At 62.2% G+C, this 22,529-nt stretch carries 20 protein-coding genes; 8 read left to right on the top strand and 12 right to left on the bottom strand.

Annotated elements, in window-relative coordinates; all coding sequences use genetic code 11:
* Positions 1-23 precede the first annotated feature (23 nt).
* The 3 genes from O1W68_RS02635 to O1W68_RS02625 are packed head-to-tail and all read right to left on the bottom strand — an operon-like array spanning position 24 to position 3,660.
* Positions 24-767: a glucose 1-dehydrogenase gene (locus tag O1W68_RS02635; protein ID WP_269301325.1), complete on the bottom strand. Its 744-nt coding sequence runs from the start codon at positions 765-767 to the stop codon at positions 24-26.
* Positions 764-1,933 carry an NADH:flavin oxidoreductase gene (locus O1W68_RS02630; protein WP_269301324.1) on the bottom strand — a complete coding sequence of 390 codons (1,170 nt, stop codon included), beginning with the start codon at positions 1,931-1,933 and terminating at the stop codon, positions 764-766. The genes O1W68_RS02635 and O1W68_RS02630 overlap by 4 nt, the downstream gene beginning before the upstream one ends.
* On the bottom strand, positions 1,930-3,660 hold the full coding sequence (locus tag O1W68_RS02625) for a cholesterol oxidase substrate-binding domain-containing protein (protein WP_269301323.1): 1,731 nt from the start codon (positions 3,658-3,660) through the stop codon (positions 1,930-1,932). Before O1W68_RS02625 ends, O1W68_RS02630 begins: the two co-directional genes overlap by 4 nt.
* A gap of 83 nt (positions 3,661-3,743) precedes the next feature.
* On the opposite strand from O1W68_RS02625, the gene O1W68_RS02620 reads away from it, so the two are divergent.
* The gene (locus O1W68_RS02620) at positions 3,744-4,337 is read left to right on the top strand and encodes a TetR/AcrR family transcriptional regulator (RefSeq protein WP_269301322.1); all 594 of its coding nucleotides are present in this window, start codon (positions 3,744-3,746) and stop codon (positions 4,335-4,337) included.
* Here the strand turns inward: O1W68_RS02620 and O1W68_RS02615 are convergent.
* The 3 genes from O1W68_RS02615 to O1W68_RS02605 are packed head-to-tail and all read right to left on the bottom strand — an operon-like array spanning position 4,322 to position 7,480.
* Positions 4,322-4,702, bottom strand: coding sequence for a DUF5313 family protein (locus tag O1W68_RS02615; RefSeq protein ID WP_269301321.1), 381 nt, complete (start codon positions 4,700-4,702; stop codon positions 4,322-4,324). The two genes, O1W68_RS02620 and O1W68_RS02615, sit on opposite strands and share 16 nt — an antisense overlap.
* Positions 4,699-6,570 carry a phosphoenolpyruvate carboxykinase (GTP) gene (locus O1W68_RS02610; protein ID WP_269301320.1) on the bottom strand — a complete coding sequence of 624 codons (1,872 nt, stop codon included), beginning with the start codon at positions 6,568-6,570 and terminating at the stop codon, positions 4,699-4,701. Before O1W68_RS02610 ends, O1W68_RS02615 begins: the two co-directional genes overlap by 4 nt.
* A 46-nt stretch (positions 6,571-6,616) precedes the next feature.
* Positions 6,617-7,480, bottom strand: a complete 864-nt coding sequence (locus O1W68_RS02605; RefSeq protein WP_269301319.1) for a hypothetical protein — start codon at positions 7,478-7,480, stop codon at positions 6,617-6,619.
* A 190-nt stretch (positions 7,481-7,670) separates the two neighbouring features.
* Between O1W68_RS02605 and O1W68_RS02600 the strand changes: the two genes are divergently transcribed.
* Positions 7,671-8,630 (top strand): DUF389 domain-containing protein, encoded by a 960-nt coding sequence (locus tag O1W68_RS02600; protein WP_269301318.1) that lies wholly within the window; start codon positions 7,671-7,673, stop codon positions 8,628-8,630.
* Between the two features lie 12 nt (positions 8,631-8,642).
* On the opposite strand, the gene O1W68_RS02595 is transcribed toward O1W68_RS02600, so the two are convergent.
* Both O1W68_RS02595 and O1W68_RS02590 read right to left on the bottom strand, forming a co-directional pair.
* Positions 8,643-9,647 (bottom strand): TIGR03617 family F420-dependent LLM class oxidoreductase, encoded by a 1,005-nt coding sequence (locus O1W68_RS02595; RefSeq protein WP_269301317.1) that lies wholly within the window; start codon positions 9,645-9,647, stop codon positions 8,643-8,645.
* 67 nt (positions 9,648-9,714) lie between these two features.
* Complete coding sequence (locus O1W68_RS02590) at positions 9,715-10,002, bottom strand: hypothetical protein (protein WP_269301316.1); 288 nt, start codon at positions 10,000-10,002, stop codon at positions 9,715-9,717.
* Positions 10,003-10,174: 172 nt separating this feature from the next.
* Between O1W68_RS02590 and O1W68_RS02585 the strand changes: the two genes are divergently transcribed.
* Entirely contained in the window at positions 10,175-11,122 is a 948-nt protein-coding gene (locus tag O1W68_RS02585) for a YihY/virulence factor BrkB family protein (RefSeq protein ID WP_269301772.1), read from the top strand.
* 15 nt (positions 11,123-11,137) lie between these two features.
* Here O1W68_RS02585 and O1W68_RS02580 read toward each other — a convergent pair whose 3' ends face one another.
* The 3 genes from O1W68_RS02580 to O1W68_RS02570 all read right to left on the bottom strand — a co-directional run bounded on the left by O1W68_RS02580 (position 11,138) and on the right by O1W68_RS02570 (position 14,178).
* Positions 11,138-11,557: a MarR family winged helix-turn-helix transcriptional regulator gene (locus tag O1W68_RS02580; protein WP_269301315.1), complete on the bottom strand. Its 420-nt coding sequence runs from the start codon at positions 11,555-11,557 to the stop codon at positions 11,138-11,140.
* On the bottom strand, positions 11,554-12,978 hold the full coding sequence (locus O1W68_RS02575; RefSeq protein ID WP_269301314.1) for an MFS transporter: 1,425 nt from the start codon (positions 12,976-12,978) through the stop codon (positions 11,554-11,556). The genes O1W68_RS02580 and O1W68_RS02575 overlap by 4 nt, the downstream gene beginning before the upstream one ends.
* A 75-nt stretch (positions 12,979-13,053) precedes the next feature.
* Positions 13,054-14,178: a beta-mannosidase gene (locus tag O1W68_RS02570; protein ID WP_269301313.1), complete on the bottom strand. Its 1,125-nt coding sequence runs from the start codon at positions 14,176-14,178 to the stop codon at positions 13,054-13,056.
* 333 nt (positions 14,179-14,511) lie between these two features.
* Between O1W68_RS02570 and O1W68_RS02565 the strand changes: the two genes are divergently transcribed.
* From O1W68_RS02565 to O1W68_RS02545, 5 genes are all read left to right on the top strand, one after another.
* On the top strand, positions 14,512-16,497 hold the full coding sequence (locus O1W68_RS02565) for a hypothetical protein (RefSeq protein WP_269301312.1): 1,986 nt from the start codon (positions 14,512-14,514) through the stop codon (positions 16,495-16,497).
* Positions 16,494-18,056 (top strand): hypothetical protein, encoded by a 1,563-nt coding sequence (locus O1W68_RS02560; protein ID WP_269301311.1) that lies wholly within the window; start codon positions 16,494-16,496, stop codon positions 18,054-18,056. The genes O1W68_RS02565 and O1W68_RS02560 overlap by 4 nt, the downstream gene beginning before the upstream one ends.
* Positions 18,026-19,549, top strand: coding sequence for a glycosyltransferase (locus O1W68_RS02555; RefSeq protein ID WP_442972264.1), 1,524 nt, complete (start codon positions 18,026-18,028; stop codon positions 19,547-19,549). The genes O1W68_RS02560 and O1W68_RS02555 overlap by 31 nt, the downstream gene beginning before the upstream one ends.
* Positions 19,546-21,192 (top strand): ArnT family glycosyltransferase, encoded by a 1,647-nt coding sequence (locus tag O1W68_RS02550; protein WP_269301309.1) that lies wholly within the window; start codon positions 19,546-19,548, stop codon positions 21,190-21,192. Before O1W68_RS02555 ends, O1W68_RS02550 begins: the two co-directional genes overlap by 4 nt.
* A gap of 90 nt (positions 21,193-21,282) precedes the next feature.
* Positions 21,283-21,501 carry a DUF2945 domain-containing protein gene (locus O1W68_RS02545; RefSeq protein ID WP_269301308.1) on the top strand — a complete coding sequence of 73 codons (219 nt, stop codon included), beginning with the start codon at positions 21,283-21,285 and terminating at the stop codon, positions 21,499-21,501.
* Positions 21,502-21,506: 5 nt separating this feature from the next.
* On the opposite strand, the gene O1W68_RS02540 is transcribed toward O1W68_RS02545, so the two are convergent.
* Positions 21,507-22,511, bottom strand: a complete 1,005-nt coding sequence (locus tag O1W68_RS02540) for a DUF3089 domain-containing protein (protein WP_269301307.1) — start codon at positions 22,509-22,511, stop codon at positions 21,507-21,509.
* Positions 22,512-22,529: the final 18 nt, after the last annotated feature.

The following is a 22,529-nucleotide window of genomic DNA, read 5'->3' as shown; positions in this document are numbered from 1 at the left end:
CACCCGCCGGTGTACGAGGCAATTCAGTCGAAGGTGCGGTGTGGAACGCCTGCCATCAGGCCGCCGTCGACGATGAACTCGGATCCGGTGGAGTAGGAGGACTCTTCGCTGGCCAGGAAGACGACCATCGAGGACACTTCGGAGGCATTGCCGCCACGACCGAGTGGGATCTGTAGGAAGTCTTCGGGGATGCCTTCGGTCATCGGGCTGTGAACGAAGCCGGGGTGAATGGAGTTGACCCGTACCTTCTTCGGCGCCAGCTCGAGCGCAACGGATTTCGTCAGGCCGCGCACTGCGAACTTCGTGGCGGTGTAACCGTGCAGTCCAGGACTACCGCGGAACCCTTCGACGGAGGAGATGTTGATGATCGAACCGCCACCTGCGTCGATCATCGATTGGGCGCAGGCACGGATACCGAGAAACGTTCCGGTGAGGTTGATGTCGAGAATCCGCTGCCACTCGGTGGTTTCGTAGGCGGTGATCAGGTTGCCGCCTACTATGCCGGCGTTGTTGACCAGAACTGTGACCGGTCCGAACTTCTCGGTGGTCGCTGCGACGGCCTCGGCCCAGCTGTCTTCCGAGGTGACGTCGAGATGCATGTAGTGTGCGGCGTCGCCCAATTCGCTTGCTGCCGAAGCGCCTTCCTCGTCGAGGATGTCGCCCAGGACGACTTGTGCACCCTCGGCGATCATCGCCTTGCAGTGAGCCAGGCCCATTCCGCGTGCAGCGCCGCTTACCAATGCGACGCGTCCGGCCAAGCGATTCATCGAGTTCCTTCGTTTACGAGAACGCAGCGCGTGCCGCTGTAGATGGTGGGCATACAGCGATTGCAATGTATGCAGAGAGAGGAAGTGACTTCCTCTTTCTGAATCCTGTTGATCAAATCCGGTTCACGCAGAAGTGCGCGCGCCATCGCCACGAACTCGAATCCTTCGGTCATGGCAAGGTCCATCGTTTCCCGCGTGGATATACCGCCGAGAAGGATGAGCGGGAGGTCCACTGCACTGCGGAACTGGCGTGCCTGTTCGAGCAGGTAAGCCTCTTTGTAGGGGTAGGCACGCAAGAACTTGCTGCCCACCATGCGGATACCCGCTCGCTGCGGCTGTGGGAACGACGCCGCGAAGTCGCGCAACGGTACATCTCCGCGAAAGAGGTACATCGGGTTCTTCAGCGAACTACCTGCGGTCAACTCGAGCGCATCGAGCGAGCCGTCGCTTTCCAGCCACTGGGCAACCTGAAGGCTCTCGTCGAGCCAAAAGCCGCCCGGTACTCCGTCATCCATGTTCAACTTCGCCGTGACGGCGATCTCGGTGCCTACCTCGGTGCGCACGGCCGACGCTACGGCCCGTGCCACGCGCGCCCGGTTCTCGAGGCTTCCGCCGAACTGGTCGGATCTGCGGTTGAGCGCTGGGCTGAGGAATGAGCTGACGAGATAGTTGTGCCCGAAATGCAGTTCGACAGCATCGAATCCGGATTGCACGGCGATTCTGGCTGCGCGGGCATGATCGGCGACGATGCGATCGAGGTCGGATGCGCTCGCCGTCCTCGTCAGCCGCATGCTCAGTGGACTGATCTGCCACGAAGAGGCCAATGCCGTCGCACGGTTGGATTGCGAGTTCGCAACCGGTCCCGCGTGCCCGATCTGAGCGGAGATGGCGGCGCCCTCGGCGTGGACAGCTTCGGTCAGACGGTTGAGTCCTGCAACAGCTTCCGGGCGCATCCAAATCTGATGGCGGTCGGTTCTGCCCTCGGGCGAGGATGCGCAGTAGGCGACGGTGGTCATGGCGGCACCGCCGGCAGCGACGGCTCGGTGGAAATCGATGAGCTCATCGGTCACCAGAGCTTCCGGGGTGCGTCCTTCGAAGGTCGCGGCTTTGATGACACGGTTACGTAGCGTGAGGGGGCCGAGGTCGGCAGTTTCGAATATTTTCATGGCATTACCTTGTCGAGGAAGGGGTTTCGGAAGATTCTTCGTGGGTCGAACTCGTCGAATGCTGCGGAGGCGGACTCCCACTCGGGGTACCGGGAGGGGAGTGTTCGGGTCAGGAACTCGGTGTCAGCGTGGGACCGGTCGTCGGTGAACGCCCAGCCCTTCGAATATTCGGGCCGCATGGTTCCGAGTGAACCTGAATAGTGTCCATGCATCCACAGTTCCATCTCGCGGAAGAATGCATGCATGCCTGGCGTGCCGGGGAAAGAGACCACGTTCAGCCAGATTGCCGTGTCCCATTCCGGATGGCCGGGAACTGGGGACAACGCTGAAAGAGACGGCGGGCCCGAGCTTTCCACGGACACGTCCGTGTCGTGGTCGAGTCCGCACAAACGCACCTCGAACGGGCCGTTCACCGGATACTGACCCAGCGAGCTGTAATGCGTGAGCCGCTCGTTGATCCAGTTGGCCATGTCGTGGATGATCGTGGCGACATCGGACCTGCGTGCAAGCACGACGCCTCCTCCCGCAGTCACTCGCAGTGTGGTCGCGCGAAGGTACAAGCGGACGTTCTTCGACGTGCCCCAGATGTCGGCGGTGCCGGTGAGTGCCATGCCGGCCTTTACCGCATTGAGCTGCGACGCACCGAATGCGGGTGTCCCAGCCGCGAGCTGTGTCGCCACCACACCCAACCCGTCGGTGAGTGGCTCGGGGAGCGTATCGGAGAACGCATAGTTGTACGGTCCGGTCACTTCCCGCGATTGTGCCGGGCGATTCGGTTCGTCGCTCCACACTTTGAGCCACGGCTCCTGGGTGAACGGGAACCAGATGGCTTCGACGCTTCCCGACTCGGCGAGGTACTTCTCGAAAGTCCGGCCCGGTGAGCCTGCCGGCGCGAACAGCTCCTGCCAGCCGACATCGAAGGTGCTGTGACATCTGAGGCGTTTGTCGGCGCCTGCTTGGAGCGTCACCGAGGAGATGAAGGTGCGGCCCAGGTGAGTGAGCAGTGGACGAATGGCTGGGTCGGAACGGGTGAAGGCCCGCGCGACGTATTCTCCTACGGAATCGTCCCAGACCACAGCCGTCAGGGCGGTGACAAGATTGCTGACGGTACCGAAGCTGGTTCCGGGGACTGCACTTTCTCCGTCGGCTGGAGGGGTGGCGCCGTGCGCGTCGATAGCGAGAGCGCCGCCGATGGTGATGTCGCCGATGGCCGGGATACTCGACCAACCCAGTCCGTGGCCTTCGAGTGCGGTCAATATGGACAGCAGGCTCGCGCCACCCTGAGCGGTCACCGTGGCAGGGGACCCCGTCGGATCTACGTTCACGCCGATCAGGTGCGCGGTCGTGTCGAGAAGAACTACCTTGTCGACGGGGTATCCGGGGACCACTGTCAACGGACTCCAGCCGTGCATGGATCCTCGCGCTCGCAACGTGTAGCCGTGCTTCGCGGCCCAGTTGGCCAGTGTCACTACCTCGCCTTCACCCCGCGGTGCGCATGTCCAGACGTGGTCGAAGACGATCTCTTTGGACCAGTTCACGTAGCTCTGCTGATAGAGGTCGATCCCCCCAGGGAACTCGGGCGGCACCGTAAGCGAGGCCTCGCCGACCGGCGCTGCAGCAGCGGGCGTCCATTGGGACCCCGCGACTGCGGCTGCTACCCCGGTGGCGGCCGCAGCGCCGAAGAAGCGGCGCCGTGACAGCGACCCGTGTACGTTTTGTTCAACCATGCAGTAACCCCTATTGCAGTATTACGATGCCAGCGGCACCACAATAGACGATAGACGATTGACGATGAGTGTGACGAAATTTCATGAATCCGGACAGCAGTAGCGGCAAGGGGCGGGCAGGTCGCCCCCGCGACAGCAGCGTCGACGACCGAGTGTTGTCGGCTACCCGCGAGCTACTGATGGAGCTCGGATGGGAAGACCTGAGCATGCGTGGCGTCGCGGCCCGTGCAGGCGTCGGACGCGGCACGATCGATCGAAGATGGTCGTCCAAAGCAGAGTTGGTGTTGCACTCGATCCTCGGAGCAACCCCCGACCTCGAACCGTTCGACGGGACGGACCCGAATGGTTGGGTGCGATGGGTGGCGACAGGTAGCCGCGAGCTGTTCGCCAAACCTGAAGTGCGCGCAGCAGTTCCGGGTCTGATCAGCACCTTCACGCGGAACGAGGATCTTCGTCGTCAGCTGTGGCAAAGTTTCAGCGGACCTCCTGCAGAATTGTTCTCCGCAGGTGCCTCACTGGACGCGGCAGATGCTGTACTCGACGCTCGCGCACTGATCGCGATGGCGGCGGGAGCCTCCCTATTTCTCAGTATCATTGCAACAGAGGATGATACGGACTCTGTTCACCGTCGAATCGAAGAACTTCTACTGCGCGCGATCGATCAGAAACCCCGGTAACGCGCTGAATAGCGGGCTACGTCGTCGTCGATAGTGCGCTGCTTGTGTGCGGTCAACAGTGCGGGATCGAGCCCGTGGGTGACCAGGCGATGACGCTGATAGATCGGCTCGAGAACGATCATGAAGTAGACGAACGGGAGTAACAGGATCAGTACCATTCCTGCACGGATGACCAACGGACCCGGTACGAGCATGCATGCGGCCAAGATCGGGACCAGTGGGACGATGCACCGGGTTGCGTAGTGCCGGGTGGAACCCGGTCCGGTGATGTCATGGATGACCCACGCGTTGAACTTCTCGGGTAGTGGTCGGCCTGCGATATAGGCGGCGATCTGCCGGACGCTCGGTCGAGGTGCGGTGGTCATCGAATCGGGTTCCCATCGGAGTCGGTCAGTTCGCTCGGGTAGCCGCTCAGACGCGCTTTGAGCCAGTTCAGCTCTTGGCGTAGAGCATCGGGGAGTTTATTGCCGCCTATCGTCGCGTACCACTGGTCGATGAGAGTGAGTTCCGCGAGTAGTTCGTCGGTGTCGGGTGTGATCGCAGTGTCGACATCGACGTGATCGATGTCGAGTCCGGTGAGATCGAGTGAGCCGGAGGTGGGAACGTAACCCAGGGGAGAAGGGACCGCGTCGACCAGCCCGTCGATTCGGCGCAACGCCCAGTCGATCACCCGGAGGTTCTCACCGAAGCCCGGCCACAAGAAGGTTCCGTCATCACCGCGACGAAACCAGTTCACGTAGAAGATTTTCGGCAGCGCCCCGGGCGAGATAGCGCGGGCCCCGATATCGAGCCAATGCTGGAAGTAGTCACCGACGTGGTAGCCGATGAAGGGGAGCATCGCCATGGGGTCGCGACGGACAACCCCGACGCTTCCCGTCGAGGCTGCAGTCGTTTCCGAAGACAGTATCGAGGCCAGAAACACTCCGTGCTGCCAGTCGAATGCCTCGGTGACCAACGGGATCGTCGATGCACGGCGGCCGCCGAAGAAGATGGCAGAGATAGGGACTCCACGCGGGTCGTTCCACTCCGCTGCAGCAGTAGGACACTGATCGATGGGCGTGCAGTAACGCGAATTCGGGTGCGCGGCGACGGTATCGGCGTTCGGGGTCCAGTCGTTGCCGCGCCAATCGATCAGATGGTCCGGCGCCTGCTCGGTCATTCCTTCCCACCACACACCACCGTCGTCCGTCAGCGCAACGTTGGTGAAGATCGAGTTGCCACCAGCCATGGTGCGCATGGCATTCGGGTTCGTCGCCATCCCGGTCCCGGGCGCCACACCGAAAAACCCGGCTTCGGGGTTGGTGGCGTAGAGCTGCCCATCCTCGCCGAATCGCATCCAGGCGATGTCGTCGCCGATGGTTTCTGCAGTCCATCCGTCGAGGGTCGGTTCGAGCATGGCGAGGTTGGTCTTGCCGCACGAGGAGGGGAATGCCGCTGCGATGTAGCGCACGTCGTCGGCCGGGGAAGTGAGTTTCAAGATGAGCATGTGTTCAGCCAGCCATCCTTCGTCACGGGCCATGGCCGAAGCGATGCGCAGGGCAAAGGACTTTTTCCCAAGTAGTGCATTCCCTCCGTATCCGGATCCGTAGCTCCAGATCGTTCGGGTCTGAGGGAAGTGGCTGATGTATTTCGTGTTGTCACAGGGCCACGGGACATCTTGTCGACCCGGCATCAGCGGAGCACCCATCGAATGGAGGCCTTTGACAAATGGCGCCTCGGTGCCCATGCGTTCCCAGACAGGTGTTCCGGTGCGGGTCATCACGCGCATCGATACTGTGACGTATTCGGAATCGGTGATCTCGACACCGAATTTCGGCTCAGCGGAGTCGAGGGAACCCATGCAATACCCGATGACGTACATCGTTCGACCGGCCATTGCGCCACGGAACTCCTCGGTCAACACCGTTGTCATGTCGACGGGATCCATCCAATTATTCGTCGGGCCGGCGTCCGATTCGTTTTCCGTACAGATGAAAGTGCGATCTTCGACGCGTGCAACGTCTCGGGGATCAGAGATGGCGCGGAAGGAGTTCGCAGGCTCGCTCAGTGCGAAAAACGTGCCTCGATCTACGAGGATTGCGGTGAGTCGGTCCCATTCGTCCGCGGTGCCGTCGCACCATACGACCTGGTCGGGTGTGGTGAGTTCGACGACCTCGCTCACCCATATCAGTAGCTCTGGATGGGAGGTCGGTGCGAAGCCGAGATCGAGATCAACAGTGCTCGATGTGGTCATGGGGTGTCCCTCCGACGTGGCATGAAGTTCCAGCGATTCGTTGTGGTCACCGGCTGTACTGAAGACGTTCGACGAGATCGAGTGCCCGGTCGGCGTAGCGGGCGACCGTCGTGGTCAAGAGTGGTTGGTCGAGGTCGGGCAGGAGTTTGCCGCGGGGCGCAAGCAATGCGAGTGCCCGAGCGCAGGCCGCCAGGACCGATGCGTCGACGCGGGTAGGTGCTCGCCGAGAGAGGGCGTCGAACAAGCCAGGCAACGCAAGTGAGGCGGCCGGCACAGGATCCGAGTCGATGGTGATCGTGCAGTCCATCTCGTCGCCGATACGGTTTTCCGCGTCGGACAGGTCGACCAGAACATCGTTGTGTGAGATCAAGCGCCTCAGCGAAAAGTCCTGTGCATCATGGAGGTTCCAGCTGGTGATGCTGCCGACTCCGCATTCGACGAGCACGGGACCGAGCAACGGTGCGCGTTCTGAGCACGCAATAATTACCCGTCCGTGGCCAGTTGATATGCCGCGGTGGCCGAGAATGGAGACGACGGATGCTGCAAGCGCAGCGGTCGTCAGGTCGATCTCGGTGACGACGGTCGGGCCGCCTCGCTCGTCGATTCGATGTGCAATCGCTTCGGAATCCGCCGAACTCAACCCGCCCACCAGTGTGGCAATAATGTCCGAGTGCACAGCGCACAGTCGATCGACGATGTCCGACTCGGTGCAATCGGCCAGTGGAAGCCGTACCGCACGCAGCGAGGTGAGTCTTTGTACGACGGCGGTGTACTCCTCCATCGCAACCCAGGTGTGAACGGAACCGCGTGAAGACAGCGGACGCGGGGACGATTGGTGTATTCCGACCACCGCCACGGCCGCAGTAACACCCGAACCCGAGTGTTCTGCGTGCCGGTATCGAGACCTCATCGCGGACCTCCACTGATTGTTAAATGTCGCATTAATGCACTATGTAGATTTACGGTATTCTTACTTGCGCAATAATGCAAGTAAGAAGGGCTTGTGGGCGATCGAGAGGACTGCCCGAATGCGCCGACCGCGGGTGAACCGAGAGGGAGTCGATGTCGGGGCCTGTCCGGGCTGTGCGCAGAATATGGGCATGCTGCACCTGCGTATCCTCTCGCCCTCGGTACTGACTCAGGACGTGCTCGCATGTCTTGTCGACAGTCCCGCTGTCAGCGGTATCGCGGTGACACGCGAGGCTTCCGTCGAACCTGTCGGTGACCTCGTCGTCGCCGATATCGCACGGGAGGGAGCGAACGAGATCATCGACTTTCTACGCGATCTCGGGGTGCATCAGGATGGCAGCATTCATATCGAGCCGGTTCGTAGTTGGCTCTCGCGCTCGGGATTCGAAGCAGAGAAGCGAACTCCGGGCAGCAGCGCAGACTCGGTGGTGTGGGCGGATGTGGCGCAGCGGTCGTACGACGACACAGAACTGAATTGGACTTACCTGAGTTTCATGGGCATGGCCACGCTGCTCGCATCGATCGCGATCGTCATCGATTCGCAGATCCTGATAATCGGTGCAATGGTTCTCGGTCCGGAGTTCGGGGCTATCGCAGCTCTCGGTGTCGCGCTGGTGCGGAAACGACCTACGCTGCTGGTCCGCGCGAGCAGGACCCTGGTGGTCGGATTCGTTCTCTCGATCGCTACGACCACTCTCTTCGTACTTGTGGCGCGCGCGGTGGGCTGGGTGGTCATCGATGACGTCACAGGACCTCGACCGAGCACCGCTTTCATCTACTCACCGGACAAATGGTCGTTCATCGTGGCAGTGATCGCGGCAGCAGCAGGGGTTCTGTCGATCACCTCGGCGAAGACGGGTGGGTTGTCCGGGGTGTTCATCTCGGTGACTACGGTGCCTGCCGCCGGAAACGTCGCGCTCGGAATAGCGTTCGGTGTTGGTACGGAAATTTGGGGCAGCACTCTTCAATTGCTGCTCAACATCACCGGTATGGCGGTAGCAGGCTGGGCCACTCTGGCAATTCAGCAGAGCCTCTGGGCACGACTTTCTGCTCGTCGCGCCGCCGCCATCGACCGCTTCCGGAGTCGCTGAGCTCGCCACGAATTACTTCAGGGCTCGAAGCTTCGCGCACATGTCGCGGAACTCGTCGTCATCGGCGCGATCCGATGGGACTGTCAAAGCAATACCGTCACAAAGATTTTCGTACCTCGATGCAAACGCTGCAGGCAGCTCCGCGTACGTGCATTGGGTGACCAGCACGTCCAGGACGTCATCGGTAACTACACCGGCGAGATCAGCCCAGTCACCCGCGCGGGACATAGCGGTCAGCTTCTCGCCGACCTCGGACAGTCCGAGAGCATCCAGAGCAACGCGATATGCCGGGGTGGAGTACAGAAACGCAAGTTCTTTTCGCGCAGGCTCCCGGGCCGACACGACGGTGGCCGCATCGCGGCCGGTGATCGTCTTCGGGACCGCGATGATGCGAGGCCTTCGACCGGCCTGTTCGAGATGGGGAATGGTGATCTGTTCTAGTACCTTCGGATGCGAACTCGTGGGATGAGCGACAAAGCCATCGGCAATCTCGCCTGCGAGCTTGCACATCCGAGCATTGACTCCGCCCGTCCATATTTCTGGAGATGGGACGTCGATCGGACCCGGATTGAAATATGGCTGCAAGCGGTCGAACGTGTAGTGCGTGCCCTCGTAATCCAACGAGTTTCCGTCGCGAAATGCTACGAAGATCGCCCGAACAGCGCCGATGTAATCACGTAGTTGCGCAACAGGGTCCGTCCACGGCATCGAATACCGGCCGACGATGTTCCCCCGCACCTGAGTCGCCAACCCCAACTGGAACCTGCCACCGGAGAAGCTCGCCAAATCCCAGGCCGCCAACGCCGTCACCATCGGGCTACGCGCAAACGCCACCACCATCGACGTCCGGACGACGAGCGTGGAGGTGTGCTCGACGGCCAAAGCAGCTACCGCGAACGGATCCCTGACGGTTTCGGAAATGTGCACGGTGTCGAAACCGAGATCCTCTATGCGCCTGACGCGATCGGCAACCTGGTGGAGCGGGGTATCGGCGGGTAGTGAAGAAACTAGTTCCATGTCTATCCAGGTGCTCCAGACGCTCGTGCCACGCGATGCTTTCCACAGCGACCTTACGGTTGGCTGATCACGCTTCCGGTCGCGGGACGTGTTTCTCCCACCGGGCGCGCCGCTCGGATTCCGACTGCTGCCACCACGGTGTGCCTCGTTCTCCCAGCGCGATTTTCGCAGCCTGCACCCCCGCACGGGAGGCGGCGGCGCCCCCGGTGGAGCGAACATCGCGTCGCCAGGCCATGAGAATCGACCGTAGTTCGGCGTTGCGGTCCTCGGGAATGGATGGGTCGGTCGCTCTCCAGCGCCGACCCTCGATCACGATGAAGTGTCCATCCTCGGTGTACTCGCGGTCCTCACTCACCCTGCCTCCCAGCTCCAGCCCTAGTCACAGCTCTCATGTCTTCGATGGTGCCAGAGCAGTCCGACGGTACTGGTCGGTGGCGGTGTTGGATGGATGAGCAGTGGGTATGCGTGATCCGGTCGCGAGTGGCGCGGCGAAGGAGTGTGAGAAGCATGGCTGGATTCGACCGATGATGCTGGCAAGAATGGACGAGTTTCAACGAAGGCATCCATCGGCGGGATTCCCGCTGGCAGTGGTGTACAAATTCCTCGACGACCGCGGCGGATATCTCGGCGCCCTGATCGCGTACTACGCGTTCTTGTCACTGTTTCCGCTGCTGCTCTTGTTCACCACGCTGCTGGGAATCGTGCTTGCCGGTAATCCGGACCTGCAGGCCAGCATTCTCGACTCCGCCATGAGTCAGATACCTGTCATCGGAGATCAACTAGGCGAACCGGACCGCCTCAGCGGCGGTGTGACGGCGATTGTGATCGGCATAGTCGGCTCGCTCTACGGCGGCCTCGGCATCTCGCTTGCGGCGCAATACGCAATGAACACCGCATGGTCCGTTCCGCGCAACGAACAGCCGGACCCGCTGCGAGCACGACTGCGCGGTCTGCTGTTGCTGAGCACTGTCGGTACCGCCATCATCGGGTTGACCGTCCTCAATGCCGTCGCGTCGTCCGGCATCTTCGGGTTTGCAGGTGGCACGCTTGCCCTGATCGGCGCCGTTGTGGTCAACGCCGCAGTATTCTCCGTAGCGTTCAGAATCGGAACGCCCCGCGCGTTGACCATCCAGGACGTACTGCCCGGGGCGATCGTCGCCGCGGTGATCTGGCAGGCATTGCAAGCATTCGGCGGAATCTACATCCGATACGTGGTGGGTAATGTCAGCACCAGCAACGGAGTCTTCGCGATCGTTCTCGGCTTGCTCGGATTCCTTTATGTCGCATCGGTACTCATCGTTCTCTGTATCGAGATCAATGCCGTCCGAGTCGACCGACTGCATCCTCGTGCGCTGCTGACGCCGTTCACCGACAACGTCGAACTCACCGAGGGTGACAAGAAGTCCTACACCGGCCAGGCAGAAGCGCAGCGGAACAAGGGGTTTCAGGACATCGTCGTCACCTACGAAAACTAGCGGACGCAGGCAGGCCTACGCAGAGGTGGCCGAGTCTCCGAGTAGCGAAGACACAATGCGCGCCAGGGTCGCGAGGTCCGACCCGTCCAGAGCGGTCAAGGCCGCAGGCGGTGTTCCAAGGACATCGTTCGCCACGCGCGCGAGTTCACGCCCGGAGTCGGTGAGGGCCACGACGCGTCGACGTCGGTCGACAGGGTCCTCCGTGCGTCTGAGGTGGCCTCTGGCTTCGAGGTCACGAAGAGTGATCGACAGGTACGGCGGATCGGAGCCGAGTTGTTCGGCGAGTTCGCCCGCCGAGATCGGTCCGTGCAGGAGCCGTCGGAGAACTTTCGTTCTGAAGAAGCTCTCTCCGGTCGCGGCGACGACCGCGCGGTGTGGATCGGACACCTCGAGGACGAGGCTGCGCAGGTCGGCCCAGACGTCAGGGGCGCTCATGAGACCAACTCCTTCGAACGGGTGGCGACGGCGTGCGCGGTGCTGCGTGCCCACCCTCCGGTGGTGACGACGGCCAGAATCAGAACCACGACACCGGCGCACAACATGACAGTCCAGGCGGGTCTCGCAGCGTCGATGAAACCGTCCTCGAAGCTGCCGACCAGACCTGCGGTCACAATCGATCCGACAACCGCGACTCCGAGTGATTGGCCGACCTGCCGGCTCGTCGATGCGATTGCGGATGCGACGCCGGCCTGACTGCGCGGCATGCCCGATATCGCGGTGTTGGTGATGGGGGCATTCACCACACCGAAGCCGATACCGAAAATGATGTACGACACCGCAAGCCAGCCGAAGGACGTGTCCGCAGTCAGACGGGTGAGCATCGTGGCAGAGACGATGAAGCCGAGCCCGGCGACCACCAGTGAGATCCGCGGCCCGCGGGATCCGGTGATGCGACCGGAGATCGGGGCGAAGACGAGGGTCATCAAGGCCATCGGCAACGTGTACAGCCCGGCGTGCAGTGGGGAGTAACCGCGGACGTCCTGCAGATACAGAGTGTTGAGGAACAGGAAGCCGCCCAGCGACGCGAACGAGCACACGGCGATGATCGTGGCGCCGCTGAACGGGACGCTGCGAAAGAACGACAGTTCGATGAGCGGTTCTGTGCGTCTGGATTCCGTCAGGATCAGCCCGACGAGCGATGCGAGGGTCACCGCGCCCGTCGTGAGGATGAGTGGGGAGGTCCAGCCCATTGCCGAGCCTTCGATGATCGTGAACACCAGACCGGCGAGCAACGCGATCATGAGTATCTGACCCGCGGGATCGAACCTGCGCGCATGGAGTGCTTTGGATTCCGGGACGTACTTCCACGTCAATGCCAACGCGAGAAGTCCTATCGGGACGTTCACCCAGAAGATCGATTGCCACCCTGCAGACGTCACCAGCACCCCGCCCAGCAGCGGTCCCGCAGCCATCGACACGCCGACGACGCCGCCCCAGATGCCGATCGCCCCTGCGCGTTCCTTGGGGTTGTCGAACGTGTTGGTGATGATCGACATCGCGACCGGATTCATCATCGATCCGCCGACGGCCTGAACCATGCGGAATGCCACCAGCCAGCCCAGCGACGGCGCGACACTGCACAGTAGCGATCCGAGAATGAAGGATCCGGTGCCGATCATGAAGATCTTCTTGCGCCCGAAACGATCTGCGGTAGAGCCGCCGAGCATCAACAGCGACGCCAGGACGAGGGTGTAGGCGTCGATGATCCACTGGAGACCCGACACCGAAGAGTTCAGCTCGGCCCGAATCGACGGGAGTGCGACGTTGACGATGGTGTTGTCGATGCTGACCAGGAAGAGGCTGAGGCAGCAGATGCCGAGCACGAGGTATCGGCGCTGTGACGAAGACTCAGTCATATGGACCGCCCGATAGTTGTACACCTATAAATGTTAGTTCGAGTATGAATACTCGAGTGATGCTTGTGCAAGCGGCTAGTTCGAGGTTCCCTGATCGAGGACCTGCCAGAGCGGATCGCTTGGCCCGATGTCGAACGTGCACTCGGTCGGTCTCGGGTCCGGAACGAACGCCCACAGCAGTGCACCAGCGGTACCTGCCGCCCGCTGACCGTCGATTTTCGCCTCGATGTGCGCGGCGCGATTTTCCACAGTCGAACAGGATCCCGCGAGCTCGCCGATCTCGGCCACCAGAAGTGGCTTACCGACCTGTGCCGTCTGCGTGATCCGACGCTGGAGTCCGTTCCACTGATCACCGGGCAGTGCGACCCCGTCGGCGCCGTAGTCGTGGTACTGAAGAACATCGACGACGGGTGACTGTGCCAGATAGCGGTATTGGTCGCCCTGGCTTCCGCATTGGCCGCCGCCGGTAAGCCCGGCAGTGATCAAGGTGCGTGGGTCGAGGGTGCGCACTCGTGCGCCGGCGGTATCGAAGAAGCTGCGCAGAACGTCATCGGCGTCGGAGGCACAGGTTCGAGTCTCCCAAGAACAGCTCGCGTCGACGCAGGTGCTCGTTTCCGGTTCGCCGACGAGCTCCCACGCGGCAAGTGCGGGTGAGTCCTTCCAGCGCGCGACGGCGGTGTCGGCCCACTGCTCGAAGCTCAGAAGCGCTGTTGCGGTGGGGGAAGGCGGTGGCGTAGTCCAGCCGTCGATGTACCACTGTCTGTCCTTGAAGGCGTTGTCTTCGCACGCGCCGTCCTGAGGTGACAAGACGGGGATGAGAAGTTGGTCGTGCGCTTCGGCCGCGGCGAAGACTGCGTCCATGGGGCCGAAGTCGAGGTTGCCGGTGAAGCGGTTGATCGCGAGAGCTTGAAACGCGTCGAAGCGCGTCAGCGAGTGTGCAGGCAGCGCCGCGAAGTAGCTGTCGAGATCGACCATGGCTCCGCATCCGGCATTGACGGACCAATCCGTAGCCAGTTGGTAGGCATTGAAACCTGTCGGCCACCAGGGTGCGCCGTCCAGTGCCAGACCGTCGGCGCTCGCGCTCACGCGGGCACCCGGCGCAGGAGCGGCGTCTGTCGGTGCTGCACCGGTGACGGCGACGAGCAGGCCAGCGCACGCCAGGACGGCAGCGACTCGACAGAAACGAACCAGGCTGTGCATAGAGCAGATGATAGGCCTGTGTATTTGCAGTCGGTAATTCTGCTCCCGGTGAATGGCATATCAACGCTATTAACCCATTCGAGCCCGGTAATCCCATAAAAGGATCCTCCGATACCGCAATTCATGGATGTACTGGTCGGTAATATTGTTTATTCGCACGACCTTCCGGGGTCTCATGTCCTGGTCACCCGGGGTGAAGATAAAATCGGACACACGTCGAGACTGTTCACTCCTTATCGGTCATAATGATCTCGAAAGATGTCACTTCCACTTAAAGGGCCGGACTATTTGATGTCGTCGACTATTGGTGTGCCTTCTCGCTGTACTGCTCGAATGGCCGCGATCAGCGGGATTGTTGCAATGATGGTCCTTTCTTCCGTGCCGGGAATCGCGCAAGCGCAGGATGAAGACCCAGAAGAGACGAACCCGATCTCGTTGTCCCTCAGCGAGACCGGCCTGGGCGCTTCGATTGCGCTGAATGGGCTGGACGGCCGTACTCGCGTCACCGTGCCGGTGCCACCGGGGACCGGGCCGTCGTCGTTGAACGCGGTGCTCACCGTCCCGGCCTGGCTCGATCGAGGTTGGATCGACGTCGAATCCGGTAACCGGCCGATCTCGCGTATCGCGCTCGCGGGCGACGCGCCGACGATCCCCGTCTCCATCCCGCTGGCAGCGGTTCCCGTTGTCGACGGAGCGGTGACCCTCGACCTCGCGTCGACGCTGATTCCCGACGCCGGCTTCTGCCCGGATGCCGCCGACGCACAGCTGCGACTCCTCGACGCCCGAGTCGATTACACCGGGGCGCCGTCGATCCCTCGAACGATTTCCGAGTTCCTGCCACCGGTACTCCGACAGCTCACCGTATTCATGCCTGCCCAGCCGAACCGCGACATGATCTCGGCAGTGTTGACGTTGACGACGTCGGTGATCGACTACTACGGCGCGCAACCCGTTCGGGTCGTCGTCCGTCCGGACACCCAATTGCAGGGTTCGCAACCGGACCAGATCTTCGAACGGTCCGTCGTCGTGTCCGAGAACAAGGACGCCGCAGCAGAACTGATCTTTCCGGTCGATCAATCACCTCCACGGTTGTTCGTCACCGGTAGCGGTACGGCACTGACCGACCAGGCTCGATTGATCACCAGCAACATTGCCGACTTGGCGGTGACCACCAAAGCGCTCGCGGGGGCGTCGGCTCCTCGAGCTGTTCTCGCACCCGATTCGACGACCCTCGACGATCTCGGAATCGGAACTGTCACAGGGAAAGGCGACGCCACCGCGACTGCGTCGCTCACGCTCGATCAAGCACGCCTCGGCCGCTCTGTCTCGGATGTGTCGGTGCATCTGACCGGAAATTACACCCCGGGCGTCGGATCGATCACTGCCGGAGTGGGCGGTAAGACGATCGCATCGTGGTCCGCCGACGATTCGGGTCGGTTGGATGAGTGGGTCGAGATCCCGAACGCCGAGCTGCGGAAAGCTACCACCGTCGATGTGAGCTTGGCCCGCCCAACGGATTCGGCCGCTGGATGTAACACGCAGGCAGCGTCGACGATCACCGTCGACGGTTCCACTGTCGTCCGATCCGGACCTTCCTCGACGCCGGCTCCGCTGGGATTCGGATCGCTGCCGCAAGCCTTGATGCCGCAATTCGACGTAGCGATGACCCAGGAAACCTTCGCCGATACCGCCCGTGCCGTCTCGGTCGTGACCGGACTGCAGCGCCTGTCCTCCAGGCCGATCATGCCGCAGGTCGTTTCTCTCGACGACGCGCTCGCCAGCTCCGACCCGGCCGTCGTGATTGCCGCAGACGGTGCTCTACCGGACTCGCTTTCATTGCCGCTGTCCTCGTCCGGAGCTACGACGTTCTCGATCGCAACGCCGGAATCCACCGACACCGACGCCTCGCTCACCGTCGATCCGGGGGTGCCTTACGCCAGCCTGCAGGTGACTACGACCGCGAACAACGCGGCATTGTTGGTGGCATCGTCGACAGGCAAAGGGGGCCGGCTCGACGCACTTCTGGGTTGGCTCGACGCCGATCCGTCGCGTTGGTTCGGCCGCAGCGGCGACATTCTCTTCGCTGTACCGGGAATCGAGCCGGTGTCGTTGTCGAGCGGAGACCTGGCAGGGGACTCATCGGAGGTGTCGGAGTCGACGGAGGCCAGCCGGTCGGGCGTCGATCGCATGAGTGTGACGCTTCTCGGAATTGCCGGCGCGGTATTCCTCGTCGCCCTCGTAGGTGCGGTCGTACTGGTTGTGCGCTCCCGTCGCTCCACGCACCGTCGCCACCGCCGCGGCGATTCACCGGTGTCATGACCGCCGATGCCGAGGCCGGCCCCGACCACACCGGGAAAGGGGACTCGAGCAGCGACGATGTCGCAGTGGTCGATTCAGTACCGGAGAAGACGGGATGGACTGCGCACCCGGCCACGGTGATCGTTCTTCGGTGGCTCCTGCTTTTGGCGTGCGTCGTTGTCGCATACTTTCCTACCTGGAAGCGGGTGTTGGAGGAAGCGTCGAACGGTGCCATCACCGCGTACATTTTCGTGCTTCCGTTTCTGGCGGCCGTAGCGGCGCAGGGAGTGGCTCGCCGTCGCGCCGGGGAGTTGCCGATTCATGATCGACAGACCGACGTCATCGTCGGCGGTCTCGCGTTGCTGGCAGCCATCGCCGTCAAAGCCCTGTGGTTGCCGCGTTACGCCGAGCAGTACGCACTCGCGCACCTCGACGTTCTGTCGGCGCTGGTCTTCTTCTTCGGCGGCGCGATCCTGCTGTTCGGTCTTCGCCCGGTCGGCCGGTTCTGGTCGGTGTGGTTGTTGCTGCTGGCTTTGAGCCCATTGATGTATCGGCTGGTCGCCGTCAATGCCGGTGGAAGTCGATTCGCCTACGGAGCAGTACTGGTGGTGTTGGGCGGCGTCGCGGGCGCGATAGCCGTCGGGCGTACTCGTCGTAGAGCGTGGCTCGGATTCGCATGCACGGTGGCAACGGGGTTCGCAGTGCTGGCGTTCATCTTGGCCCTCTGGCCTCGAATCGACATCGTTCTGTTGCAGCTCATCCCGACGGTCGGTTCGTCGATGATGATCGGGCTGGGGTTCTACCTGCTCTCCAGGCGCGGTGAGAGCAAGAAACCGTTGCCGAAGGGCATGTCCTCGTCTTCGGCGAAACGGTCGCCGAGTTCGGCGATTCTGGTGATCGTTGCTGCGGTGATCCTGCTCTTCCTCCCGCTGCCCGAGACAGCGGTGATCCCGGATACCGCCGGCCCTCCGGGATCGACGTCCGTACCGTTGGCTCCGCCGACCGGGTGGAACCGGACAGCGATCCAATCGTACGACTGGGTGCGCTCGTACTTCGGGCAAGCAGCGACGCTGACCCGGCAGACGATGAAGGCAGAAGACGGAAATCCTGAGTGGGACATCGAATCACGACCACGGACTGTGGTGGTGGACGTGCTTTCCACCACGAACCGAGCCAGTTTGGCGATCTATCCGGAAAGCACCCTGTATCGGCTGAGCAACACCCGCACCAGCGCTGCACTGCAGGTGCCACTCGGGCACGGAGTCACCGGAACCCTGTACACCTCGGTCAGCGACGCTCTGTTGTTGACCTGGACGAAATTGGTCTTCACCTGGGTGCGCGGCGACGTCACCCAGCGCGTAACGATCATCAGTGTGGACAACCACGAGGACGGCGCTACGTTCCCCAGGCCGATACCGTCGATGGCGTCGAACATCGGTACCAGTCTCGCGACCTTCCTACGCGGCAATTCCATCATCGCCGACACCGACCCGGAGTACAAAGACCGCACGCTGCTGACCGCGTTCGGTACCGGTCTCGTTCGGGCGCAATGGAATATCGATACCAGAGGTGGACAGTGAGCAGCACGCCGCGGACGCCGCCGCGCGTCGGGGAGGAGACAGCGGAGTTTCGCGCAGAGGCGCTCGACGACGCCATCAACGGACTCGCCCGCCGAAACCCACTGGCGTCGGCCGCGATCGCCTTCGTGCCGTGGCAGAAGTACACCGCCATCTCCATCGCCGTCCTCACCTTGGTGAGCGCCCTAATGAATCCTGTTCCGACGCTGCTGGTGTTGACGGTGGTGTGCACGCTGGGCTATCTGGCGATGATGTTCGACCGCCTGCTGATCTTCTCCCGAGGGTTGGATGCGACGGCGATCGTGACGGTCACCGACGAACAGGCACTCGCGATTCCTGATGAACTTCTTCCCGCGTACACGATCCTGGTTCCGGCATACAACGAGCCCGAGGTGGTCGGCGACCTCATCGCGGCCATGACCAACCTGAACTATCCGCCGGACAAATTACAAGTTCTTCTGCTGTTGGAAGAAGACGACGACGTCACCATCGACGCAGCGGCGCGCAGCGGTGTCAGCCAGATCGTGGAGGTAATACTCGTCCCGGCCGGAGACCCGCGTACCAAGCCGAAGGCATGCAACTACGGACTGCATTTCGCGACCGGAACCATTGTCACGATCTTCGACGCCGAGGATCTCCCCGAACCTCTGCAGCTGCGCAGGGTCATCGCCGCCTTCGACCGCCTGCCCGATACCGTGGCCTGCGTACAAGCAAAGTTGGCATTCCACAACGGTTCTCAGAATCTGTTGACCGGATGGTTCACTGCGGACTACGCGTTGTGGTTCGGCTACCTGCTTCCCGGTTTGATGCGCAGCACCTCACCGATCCCGTTGGGCGGCACATCCAATCATCTACGACGCGACGTCATCGAGCAGGTCGGCGCGTGGGACGGCTTCAACGTCACCGAGGATGCCGATCTCGGAGTTCGTATCGCCGCGTCCGGTTATTCCACCGCGGTACTGGATTCGATCACACTCGAGGAAGCGAACAGTGACCCGATCAACTGGGTCAGACAGCGTTCACGTTGGTACAAGGGCTACCTTCAGACGTGGCTGGTGCATATGCGCCGACCCGTCGCTACCGTGCGTGCACTGGGTCCGGTCGGCACCTACCGGCTGACGTTGTTGTTGGCGGGCACTCCGATCAGCGCCTGCATCAATATGATCTTCTGGTTCACCACGGCCGCTTGGATTCTCGGGCAACCAGCACTCATTGCCGCACTGTTTCCGCCGTACATCTACTACTTCTCGTTGGTGTCACTGATCATCGGCAACGTCGCCACCATCTACATGTACCTGATCGCCAGTAGAGAAAGCGACAACGCCTACCTTCTCGTCCCGAGCCTGACGATGCCGCTGTACTGGGTGATGATGAGCGTTGCCGCGATCAAGGGATGCTGGCAGCTCATTCGGAACCCGTCTTACTGGGAGAAGACATTTCACGGACTGAACACGCCGACCGCGGCAGCCGTCGAGACCGAAGAGACTCTCACGTGAGTTCTCGCGCACCGTGGATCGTCTTCACGTCATCACTGGCGGGCTACGTTGCGATCGGGTTGACACTGAGCCTGAAGTTCGGCTACCTGCTTGGCGACGCATTGTCGCGGACCTCGGCTGCGCAGTCGGTTCTCCTGAGCCGCGACCCACATGTGTCCGCCATCGGATTCATCTTCACCCCGTTGACTGCGTTGGCGCAGTTGCCGATCGTTGCTTTGTCTTCGTGGTGGCCGGCGATCACCCGGTGGAACATCTCCGGGATCCTGGTCTCGGCAGCGTTCATGGCGGGCGCAGTGGTGATGGTGTACGGAATCTGTCGAGATCGGGGCCTCTCGACCCGGTATTGCACGTTCCTCACGGTGGTGTTCGCGATCAACCCGATGATCGTCTTCTACGGTGCGAACGGCATGAGCGAAGCCGTGTTTCTGTTCTTCGTCTGCTGGGCGGTGCGGCGCTTGATCCGCTGGGTACACACCGACGACGTCCACGATCTGGTCGTCGCGGGTATCGCGCTGGCACTGGCCTACCTCACCCGCTACGACGGCGTCGTCGCTATTGCCGGTGCCGCTGTGCTGGTCGCGGTGATCACGGTGATGCGACGGGGTCGAGCGCAGTGGCGGACGATGATTCGCCGCGCTGTACTCGACGGGGTGCTCGTGGCAGGACCGGGTTTTGCCGCGTTCGTGGTGTGGACCGGGACGAGTTGGTTGATCACCGGGGAAGCGTTGGCCCAATTGTCCTCTGGCTACGGTAATGCCGCGATTCTGGCACAGTCCGGAGGTTCGACCGGAACAGCGCTGGGTAACACAGTGTTCGCGGTAACAGCCATTGTCGTGCTGGGGCCTGCGCTGCTGGTGGCCCTGCCGGTTTCGGCGGTCCTCGCACGACGGCGACGCGATCTCGAATTCTTGGTCGGGCCGGTCGTGTTCGGCGCGGTACTCGCATTCCAGGCCGTGAGCTTCATCGGAGGCTCCACGTTCGGCTTTCTGCGGTTCTACATCTGCGCGATACCGCTTGCCGTGGTCGCATTGGTGCAATTGGTTCCGCCGCGAGGCAATCCGCACACGCGGCGAGAAGGTGCATTCCACCGTCCCCGGCCGGTACGTGCGATGGTGCCTGCCAGGGTCGGCGTCGGGCTGGTGGTGTTGTCGGTGCTGGCTGTGCCGATCACCGGTTGGGCGATGATGCAGCCGAAGCTGGCTCCCCAGGAGTATGCGCTGGGATATATCCTCGACCCGACCCCCTCCGCCGAAGATGCCGAGGCAGTCGAAGCTCGCTCGATCATCGACTCGTTCGCCACCGAACGCGAACTCGCCGCATATCTGGATTCACAGAATCTGCCCGAAGGATCAGTTCTTCTGGACACCGTCTACGGGTTCGCGGTGGTCGCGGCGTCGTCGAATCCTACGCAGTTCGTCGTGCCCTCCGACCAGGATTTCACCACGACTCTCAACAATCCGGGTGCAGCGGGAGTGAAGTACCTGCTGACGGTTCCCAACACCGGACGTGGCGAATCCGACGCAGTCAACCGCAGGTATCCGACGATCTACGACAACGGTGCCACCATTTCCACATTCGCCTTCGAGGTTCCCACTACGGGTGCAGATCAACCGAACTGGCGGATCTATGAGGTCGTCGAATAGCGCCACCCGGCGATGCGGGGATGGATTGGTGGGTGCTCCGGTGGGTATGCGCCGTCCACAGCGTCTTACGTTTCTTACACAGGAGGACCGATGAAGGCCGGAGACGAGTTTCACAAGGGCGACAAGGTCGAATGGAACAGCCATGGCAGTACTGCCGAGGGCACGGTGGAAGAGAAGATCACCTCCGACACCGAAGCTGCAGGCAGGACCGTCAAGGCATCGAAAGACCAACCTCAATATCGCGTAGTGAGTGACAAGTCAGGCAAGGACGCGGTGCACAAACCTTCCGCCCTGGACCCGAAGTCCTGACTCGGTTACCGACCGGCGGCGGCGTACGCCGCTCCCTGAGCTTCGACGAGGTCCACCAGGTCTCGCTGGGCAACATTCATATCGACCTGGTGAATTCCCCAGTTCGGGGCAGGCACAGCCGGGATGAGCGAGGCCCCGGGTCCGTCGACCATGAGAACGCGCGGGCCCTCGCCGGTTGTGCACCGAGCATGGAAGCCGTCGACTTCCAGACCCGCAAAAATTCCGCGGATGGGAGCGTCGGCATTGTCGCGCAACGACCCCGGATTGGTGCATAACACCTCGACGTCGGGACCGGCCGTGGTCGGCGGCAGACCGAACCTCGCGTCGTCAGGAGCGGGATTCGAGAATGCCGAATAGGCGACGACACAGCCTGTCTGCGTGGACTCGGTGCAAGCGGGCACGGAATCGAAGTCGCCCCCCACACCCTCGCCCTTGCGGACGAGTACGTTCCCGCCGATCAGAAGCGCCGAGACCAGTTTCGATTGGATCGGCTGACCGTCGATGTGATCGGCGATCAGTTTCCGCAGGACGAAAGTGCCCTGGGAGTGTCCGATGAGAACCACGCCACGGCCGTTGTTGTGGTGCGCAAGGTAGTCGTCCCAAGCATTCTCGATATCGGCGTATGCGAGATTCCCGGCGGCGGTGCGCTCTTCCGCCGTCCCAGCGAACAATGCGCGCAGGGTGGTCTGCCGGTACACCGGCGCCCATACGTTGCAGTTCTCCCCGAAGGGCGCGGCCTGCAAGGCCGCCACCGCGCGTAATTCGGGTGAGGTGTCGAAGTTCGCGTTGGTGCTCTGCTGCAGTGATGCAGTGGGGTAGACGTAGAAGCAGTCGATCGGAGCGCCTGACCTACCGCCGCATGGGTCGCCTTGCTGGCCGGGCTGACACAGCCAGGTTGTCGTCGATGCGGGAGCAGGCTCGGCGGATACCGGCGAAGCCACTATGGCGAAGAACATCATGGCCAGCACACCGGCGCGAAGCACCAGGCCGGCGGGGCGTGGGATCGGCACGAGGGTGACGATAGCAGG

Origin of the sequence: Rhodococcus sp. H36-A4 (genome assembly GCF_027158005.1) — a bacterium.
Taxonomy (GTDB): Bacteria; Actinomycetota; Actinomycetes; order Mycobacteriales; family Mycobacteriaceae; genus Rhodococcoides.
Note: the sequence above shows the minus strand (reverse complement) of the source record. Positions and strands in the feature narration are given on the sequence as shown.